General features: G+C 29.8%; 8 protein-coding genes. All 8 read left to right on the plus strand.

Annotated elements, in window-relative coordinates:
* Positions 1–1,253 (plus strand): M3 family oligoendopeptidase (locus ACRDDE_RS04150; RefSeq protein ID WP_438625717.1); only part of this gene is annotated, 1,253 nt, incomplete at its 5' end.
* A 165-nt stretch (positions 1,254–1,418) separates the two neighbouring features.
* Complete coding sequence (gene fsa, locus ACRDDE_RS04155; protein WP_021430419.1) at positions 1,419–2,066, plus strand: fructose-6-phosphate aldolase; 648 nt, start codon at positions 1,419–1,421, stop codon at positions 2,064–2,066.
* A gap of 158 nt (positions 2,067–2,224) precedes the next feature.
* Positions 2,225–3,223, plus strand: coding sequence for a class II fructose-bisphosphatase (glpX, locus tag ACRDDE_RS04160; protein ID WP_438625719.1), 999 nt, complete (start codon positions 2,225–2,227; stop codon positions 3,221–3,223).
* Positions 3,224–3,418: 195 nt separating this feature from the next.
* Positions 3,419–4,879, plus strand: coding sequence for a transcription termination factor Rho (gene rho / locus ACRDDE_RS04165; protein ID WP_438625724.1), 1,461 nt, complete (start codon positions 3,419–3,421; stop codon positions 4,877–4,879).
* A 113-nt stretch (positions 4,880–4,992) separates the two neighbouring features.
* Complete coding sequence (gene rpmE, locus ACRDDE_RS04170) at positions 4,993–5,193, plus strand: 50S ribosomal protein L31 (RefSeq protein ID WP_438625726.1); 201 nt, start codon at positions 4,993–4,995, stop codon at positions 5,191–5,193.
* Positions 5,194–5,250: 57 nt separating this feature from the next.
* Entirely contained in the window at positions 5,251–5,826 is a 576-nt protein-coding gene (locus ACRDDE_RS04175) for a thymidine kinase (RefSeq protein ID WP_438625721.1), read from the plus strand.
* Between the two features lie 88 nt (positions 5,827–5,914).
* Positions 5,915–6,811 carry a DUF1385 domain-containing protein gene (locus tag ACRDDE_RS04180; protein ID WP_438625722.1) on the plus strand — a complete coding sequence of 299 codons (897 nt, stop codon included), beginning with the start codon at positions 5,915–5,917 and terminating at the stop codon, positions 6,809–6,811.
* A gap of 14 nt (positions 6,812–6,825) precedes the next feature.
* The gene (gene prmC / locus ACRDDE_RS04185) at positions 6,826–7,677 is read left to right on the plus strand and encodes a peptide chain release factor N(5)-glutamine methyltransferase (RefSeq protein ID WP_438625723.1); all 852 of its coding nucleotides are present in this window, start codon (positions 6,826–6,828) and stop codon (positions 7,675–7,677) included.
* Positions 7,678–7,764: the final 87 nt, after the last annotated feature.

The following is a 7,764-nucleotide window of genomic DNA, read 5'->3' on the forward strand; positions in this document are numbered from 1 at the left end:
CTAAAGAAGTATATGATCTTTTTATGAATATGGATAAAAAATCAAACTTAAATCCATCACAATATTCATTAGCACTAGAAAGTTCTAATCGAGAAGAAAGAAAAAAAGCTTATGAAAATGAATCTCTACAGTACAATGATAATATAAATATGTTATCAGGATTATTTATAGGACAAGTTAAGAAAAATATTTTTTACTCAAATACTAGAGGGTATAAAAATTCAAGAGATATGTATATGTCAGGCGATGATATAGATCCTAAAGTTTATGATGAACTTATAAATACGGTTGATAATAATTTAGGAAGTTTGCATAAATATATAGGTTTAAGAAAAAAAGTATTGAACTTAGATAAAGTTTACTCATATGATATGCATGCTCCAATTATAAATCCAGTAGATGAGTATATTCCATATGATAAAGCACAAGGTATTGTATATGCATCGTTAAATCCTTTAGGCAAAGAATATGGAGATATACTTTATAAAGCTTTCAATGAACGATGGGTGGATGTATATTCTAATGATAATAAAGTAAGTGGAGCATATTGTTTATCTGTATATGATAGTCATCCGTATGTTTTAATGAATTATAGCGGAAATTTAGATTCTGTATCTACTTTATCTCATGAATTAGGACATGCTGTGTATGGATATATGAGCTCAAAGAATCAAAATTATTTAAATTCAAAACCTAGTATCTTTACTCATGAAGTAGCATCTATAACTAATGAAGCTCTGTTATATGAAATGTTAATAAAAAATACTCAAAATAAAAATGAAAAAGCTTATTATATAACTCAGTATTTAGATTTAATAAAAAATACTTTGTTTGTACAAACCATGTATGCAGAATTTGAGTATAAAGTGCATCAAAAGGTTGAAAATGGAGAAGTTGTAAACGTACTGGTATTAAATGATATATGGGGAGAACTTTTACAAAAATATTATGGTAAAGATTTTGGTGTAGAGCAGCTATCTAAGGTTGGATGGGCAAAAATACCACATTTTTATAATAGTTTTTATGTATATAAATATGCAACAGGATGTAGTGCCGGAATTGCATTTTCTCAGGATATAATTAAAAATGGTCCTGAAAACTATTTATCATTCCTTAAAAAAGGAGGATCTAATTATCCTATAGACTTACTAAAAGAGAGTGGTATAAATCTTTATAGCACTGAACCTATAGAACAAACTACCGAGAAATTTAACTCTTTAGTATCTGAATTAGAAAAGCTCTTAACAAATTAAGGATAGAAGTAATTGAGAAATAGTGGTAGAATATATTAAAAAGTCCTTACAATTTAAGGACTTTTTAAACTTTTAGTTTAGGTTAATTTATAAGTAATACATAATGTTTAAAATTGATAAGGTAATAACTTTATTTATAGGATTGTAAATACAAGGAGGTAAAACATGAAACTATTTATAGATACTGCAAATGTAGATGAAATAAAAGAAATAAACTCTTGGGGAGTTATAGAAGGTGTTACAACAAACCCTTCATTAATAGCTAAAGAAGGAAGAGTTTTTGAAAATGTAGTTAAGGAAATAACTCAAATTGTAGATGGACCAATATCTGCAGAAGTTATCTCAATGGATAGCGAAGGAATGATAAAAGAAGGCGAAGAGTTAAGTAAAATTCATGAAAATATAGTAATAAAGATACCTATGTGTGCAGAAGGATTAAAAGCTGTATCAGCTTTACACAAAAAAGGAATAAAAACTAATGTAACTTTAATATTTTCATCAAACCAAGCATTATTAGCAGCTAAAGCAGGTGCTTCTTATGTAAGTCCTTTTGTTGGTAGATTAGATGATATAGGTCAAGAAGGAATAATGTTAATAGAAGAAGTTGCAGAAATATTCAGCATACATGGTATAGAAACTGAAATAATATCAGCTAGTATAAGACATCCTCAGCATGTTTTAACTTCAGCTAAAGCAGGTGCGGATATATCAACTGTTCCTTACAAAGTTTTCAAACAAATGTTAGGACATCCTATGACAGATATAGGTATAGAAAAATTCCTAAAAGATTGGGAAACTGTACCTAAGAACTAATAAAAAGGCGATAATTTTAAAATTATCGCTTTTTTTTATGTCTTTTTATAAGTATATAACATACTAAAGCCCTTATTTAACATTTATAAATGTTTACTATTTATCAAATGTGATATATAATTTGAAGAGAGATTAACGAACTAAGGGAGATGAATTTTATGGATAGAAATTTAGCATTAGAATTAGTTAGAGTAACGGAAGCAGCAGCTTTAGTCTCATCGCAGTTTATGGGTAGAGGAGATAAAAACGGAGCTGACGGTGCAGCAGTTGAGGCTATGAGAAGAGCTTTTGAAACAGTTAAGGTCGATGGCGAAGTTGTAATAGGAGAAGGAGAGTTGGATGAGGCTCCTATGTTATATATTGGTGAAAAGGTTGGTATGGCAACAGAGGATAGCATGAAAGTCGATATAGCAGTAGACCCTTTGGATGGAACTACACTAATAGCTAAAGGACTACCTAATGTTATATCTGTAATAGCTATGGGAAAAAAAGGAAGCTTACTTAAAGCTCCTGACACTTATATGAAAAAGATAATCGTTGGGCCAAAGGCAAAGGGATGTATAGATTTAAATGCAAGTGTTGAAGAGAATATAAGAAATGTAGCAAAAGCTTTAAATAAAAAAACAACAGAAATGACTATAATAGTACAGGATAGAGAAAGACATGATTATATATTTGAAGCAGCTAGAAAATTAGGTACAAGAATAAAAATGTTCGGAGATGGAGATGTAGCAGCAGGTATTGCAACTTGCTTTGAAGATACAGGAATAGATATGCTTATGGGTATTGGTGGTGGACCAGAAGGTGTTATAACAGCTGCAGCAATTAAGTGTATGGGCGGAGATATGCAAGCTCAGATTTATCCACTAAGTGAGCAAGAAAGAATTAGATGCCATGAAATGGGATTAACAGACGAAGATATATCGAAAGTATTATCGTTAGAAGACTTAGCTCAAGGTGATGAACTATTCTTTGCAGCAACAGGAATAACGGATGGAGATCTATTAAAAGGTGTAGTTAGTTTAGGTAATAATAGAATAACAACAAATTCTGTTGTTATGAGAGCAAAAACAGGAACGATAAGATTTGTCGATGCAATACATTCGGTTGATAAAAATGATATATTAACTGATTTAATGGGTAAATATAGTATATAAAAGGCGGAAAAAATAAAACTATTTTGTTTGAATAGTTTTATTTTTTTATTTGTTGACCATAATGTATAAATAGTGATAGTATTAAGTTTAACTGTTTGCTATAATAATGTTAGCTTCTCATTTGCACGCCTTTAATTTCCGAATAAAATTGTAATTTAATTATGGGATAGGAGGACTTTTTTGAATACGAAAGATATGACTTTGGATAATTTAGATGACATGACTCTAGTTCAATTAAAAGAATTAGCAAAGAAACTAGAGATTAAGTCTATAAGTAAGTATAAAAAGAATGAGTTAATACAAATAATAAATGAGTATAAAAATAAGGACATGATAGATAATAATAAAGAAATCGAGAAAAAAGAAACCGAAAAAAAAGAAATTAAAAGTGAACAAAAACAAAGTGTGAATAAGCAAGAAACTAAGGTTTATGAAAATAGGACTCAAAGATACAATCAAAATCACAACAGAAATTCATACAATAATTCATATAATGTTAAAGAAGTTGATGAAGCTAAGATTGTTGATGAGTTTAATACATCTAAAGATGATGAGGTAATGGGTGTTTTAGAAATACTACCAGATGGATTTGGATTTTTAAGAGGGCCTAACTATTTATCTACAGAACATGATGTATATGTTTCACCATCGCAAATTAGAAGATTCAATATGAAAACAGGGGATAAAGTTAAGGGTATAACAAGACATCCAAAAAGTGGAGAAAAATTTAGAGCATTATTATATGTTCAAAAAATAAATGATGAACATCCTGAGACAGCTACAAAAAGGAGAGCCTTTGAGACTCTTACACCGATATACCCAGAAGAAAGACTTACATTAGAGAAGTATCAAACTGAAATATCTACAAGGCTAATAGACTTAATTTCTCCTATTGGTAAAGGTCAAAGAGGATTGATAGTAGCACCACCTAAGGCTGGTAAAACTATCCTTTTAAAAAGTGTAGCCAATAGTATAGTTAAAAATCATCCGGATGTGGAGTTAATAGTTCTTCTTATAGATGAAAGACCAGAAGAAGTAACGGATATGCAAGAATCTATAGATGGAGATGTTATTTACTCAACTTTTGATCAGGTGTCAAGTCATCATGTTAAAGTTGCTGAGATGGTTCTAAATAGAGCGCAAAGATTAGTTGAGCACGGAAAAGATGTTGTTATATTATTAGATAGTATTACAAGACTTGCAAGAGCTTATAACTTGAGCATATCGCCAACTGGAAGAACGTTATCAGGAGGCTTAGATCCTGGAGCACTTCATGGCCCTAAAAAATTCTTTGGAGCTGCAAGAAACATTAGACAAGGTGGATCTTTAACTATTTTAGCTACAGCGTTAGTTGAAACAGGATCTAGAATGGATGATGTTATTTTTGAAGAGTTCAAAGGAACTGGAAATATGGAATTACACTTAGATAGAAAATTAGCTGAGAAGAGAGTGTTCCCTGCTGTTGATATATATAAATCAGGAACAAGAAGAGAAGATTTATTATTAACAGAAGAAGAGAAAGCTGCACTTTGGAAACTTAGAAAAGAAATGAGCAGTAATTCGGTATATGAAGTAACTGATAAAGTACTGGAATTACTTAAGAGAACAAAGGATAATAATTCATTTATAAAGTATATAAAAGAGACTTTAAACTAATTAGAAAACTCTTGTACCCTAAATAATCTTATGTTATAATGGTGTAGTTGAATAATGAAAAACGAAAAGTTAATATAATTAATTTCGAAAAGTAAGGAGAAGAGGTGACAAATATGCAAAAAGATATACAACCAAAATACAAAGAAGTTGAAGTACGTTGCGCTTGTGGAAACACATTCGTTGCAGGGTCAACTAAAGACGAAATAAAAGTTGAGATATGTTCAGAATGCCATCCTTTCTATACTGGAAAGCAAAAGAACATAGAAGCTGGTGGAAGAATAGACAAGTTCAAGAAGAGATTCAAAATCGACTAATAGTAAATACGGAGTTGGCTTGCCAACTCCTATTTTATTTATATAGGAGGATTAAGTATGTATAGACCGGTAAATCATGGATATATAGAAATTGTCATAGGTCCTATGTACAGTGGTAAAAGTGAAGAATTGATAAGAAGATTAAAAAGAGCTAAGATTGCAAAACAAAACGTAGTTGTTTTTAAACCTCTTATTGATGATAGATATAGTAAAGAAGATGTAGTATCTCATAGTGGATATGCAATAAATGCTATTCCTATAAAGGACTCATCAGAAATAGAAAAATATATAAATGAAGATACTCAAGTAGTTGGAATAGATGAGGTTCAATTTTTTGATAATGAAGTAGTTGATATGGCTATAAAGTTAGCAGATGAAGGTATAAGAGTTATTGCAGCTGGATTAGATATGGATTTTAAAGGAGAGCCTTTTGGTCCTACGCCTAAATTATTGGCTGTAGCTGAATTTGTAGATAAAATTCAAGCTATATGTTCAGTTTGTGGACAACCAGCAACTAGATCTCAAAGACTTATAAATGGTAAACCAGCTAAGTATGATGAACCGATAATCCAAGTTGGAGCTGTAGAGAGTTATGAAGCTAGATGTAGAAAATGTCATGTAGTTGAAAAATAAATTTATACATAACAAACACCTTTTAGGTGTTTTTTCTTTGCCTAATATAGTAATATTATATATATAGTTTAGGAGTAGAGGTGGATATATGAAAAAACAACCGGTAGGTGGGCAAGCTGTAATTGAAGGGGTTATGATGCAATCTAAAAACAAGAGAGCCATAGCTGTTAGAAAAAATGATGGAGAAATTATAATTAGAAAAAGAAATATAAAAAGTTGGATATCTGATAAGAATATAGATAAGATTCCGTTTTTAAGAGGTGCTTTTATATTAATAGAGACCATGATTGAAGGAATAAATAGTATGAACTTTTCATCTGAATTTTTTTTAGATGATGACGAAGAAGAGTCAGCTTTTGATAAATTCATAAATAAACTATTTAAAGATAAGGCGAATGATGTGATAATAATAATTTCCCTGATAATAGGATTGTTTTTTGCAATGTTATTATTTGTAGTAACACCCACAATGATAGGTGGATTATTTTCAAAATTCATAAATAGTGACTTAATATTGAACTTAATAGAAGGATTTACTAGAATATGTATTTTATTTATTTATATACTATTAATATCTATGAATAAAGATATTAAAAGAGTGTTTGAGTATCATGGAGCTGAGCATAAAGCTATTTATTGTTATGAAAATGATCTAGACTTAACTGTTGAAAATGCAAGGAAATTTAAGACACAACATCCAAGATGTGGAACTAATTTTTTATTTATAGTAATGTTCACTTCAATAATACTTTTTTCTTTTTTTGGATGGCCTAACCCAATTATAAGAATTATTATGAGAATTGTATGTGTTCCTATAGTTGCGGGAATATCATATGAAATAATAAAATTGCTTGGGAAATATAATAACATTTTGACAAGAATTGTAGCTTATCCAGGAATGATGTTACAAAAACTTACAACTAAAGAACCGGATGATAAACAACTTGAAGTTGCATTAAAAGCATTAGATGCTGTTATAAAGTAAAAAAGGAGAAATCTATGACAATAAGAGAAATTTTAATTAAATATATGGAGGAGTTATCTAGTATCAGTGATACTCCCAAATTAGATACAGAAATAATATTGCAGAAAGTATTAGGAGATGTTGATAGGCTATATATTCAATTAAACTTGAATAAAAAACTTTCAGATGAACAAATAGAAGAGTTCAATAGAATGATTAAGGAAAGATTAGATGGAAGACCTATTGCATATATAGTTAATAATAGAGAATTTATGGGATTAGATTTTTTTGTAGAAGAAGGAGTTTTAATTCCTAGGCCAGATACTGAACCGTTAGTTGAAGAAATAATAGAACTTACTAAGGGTAAGGAAATGTTGAACATCGTTGATATTGGAACTGGATCAGGGGCTATATCTGTAAGCTTAGCAAAGTATATAGAGTACTGTCATGTCTATTCACTAGATATATCCGAAAAAGCTTTGAGTATAGGTAAAAAGAATGCTATAAGTAATGAAGTTGACAGTAAAATTGATTTTATAGAGTCTAATTTATTTAGTGGAATTAAAGATAAAAACATAAAGTTAGATTTAATAGTTTCCAATCCCCCATATATAAGAAAAAAAGATATAGAGACACTTCATACTCAGGTTAAAGATTATGAACCATATATAGCTCTTGAAGGTGGAGAAGATGGTTTAGATTTTTATAGGGAAATAACTAAAGAATCTGTTTGTTATTTAAAGAACGGAGGAATATTAGCTTTTGAAGTTGGCCATGATCAAGCTAAAGATGTATGTGATATTATGAAGGATAATGGTTACTCTAAAATATATATAAAGAAAGACTTGCAAGGAATCGATAGAGTTGTTATAGGTTATAAACTATGATATAATCAACTATTGATATTTTACAATTAAAGAGGTGAAAAGTATGCTAAACAAATTAGAAGTACTAGAAGATAAATATAAAGAACT

The sequence above is a fragment of the Paraclostridium sp. genome (genome assembly GCF_051656405.1).
Taxonomy (GTDB): Bacteria; Bacillota; Clostridia; order Peptostreptococcales; family Peptostreptococcaceae; genus Paraclostridium.

Excerpts from the sequence above, each read along its gene's own strand:
- glpX (WP_438625719.1), top strand. The coding sequence starts at position 2,225 with ATGGATAGAAATTTAGCATTAGAATTAGTTAGAGTAACGGAAGCAGCA.
- rho (WP_438625724.1), top strand. The coding sequence starts at position 3,419 with ATGACTTTGGATAATTTAGATGACATGACTCTAGTTCAATTAAAAGAA.
- ACRDDE_RS04175 (WP_438625721.1), top strand. The coding sequence starts at position 5,251 with ATGTATAGACCGGTAAATCATGGATATATAGAAATTGTCATAGGTCCT.
- prmC (WP_438625723.1), top strand. The coding sequence starts at position 6,826 with ATGACAATAAGAGAAATTTTAATTAAATATATGGAGGAGTTATCTAGT.
- ACRDDE_RS04180 (WP_438625722.1), top strand. The coding sequence starts at position 5,915 with ATGAAAAAACAACCGGTAGGTGGGCAAGCTGTAATTGAAGGGGTTATG.
- fsa (WP_021430419.1), top strand. The coding sequence starts at position 1,419 with ATGAAACTATTTATAGATACTGCAAATGTAGATGAAATAAAAGAAATA.
- rpmE (WP_438625726.1), top strand. The coding sequence starts at position 4,993 with ATGCAAAAAGATATACAACCAAAATACAAAGAAGTTGAAGTACGTTGC.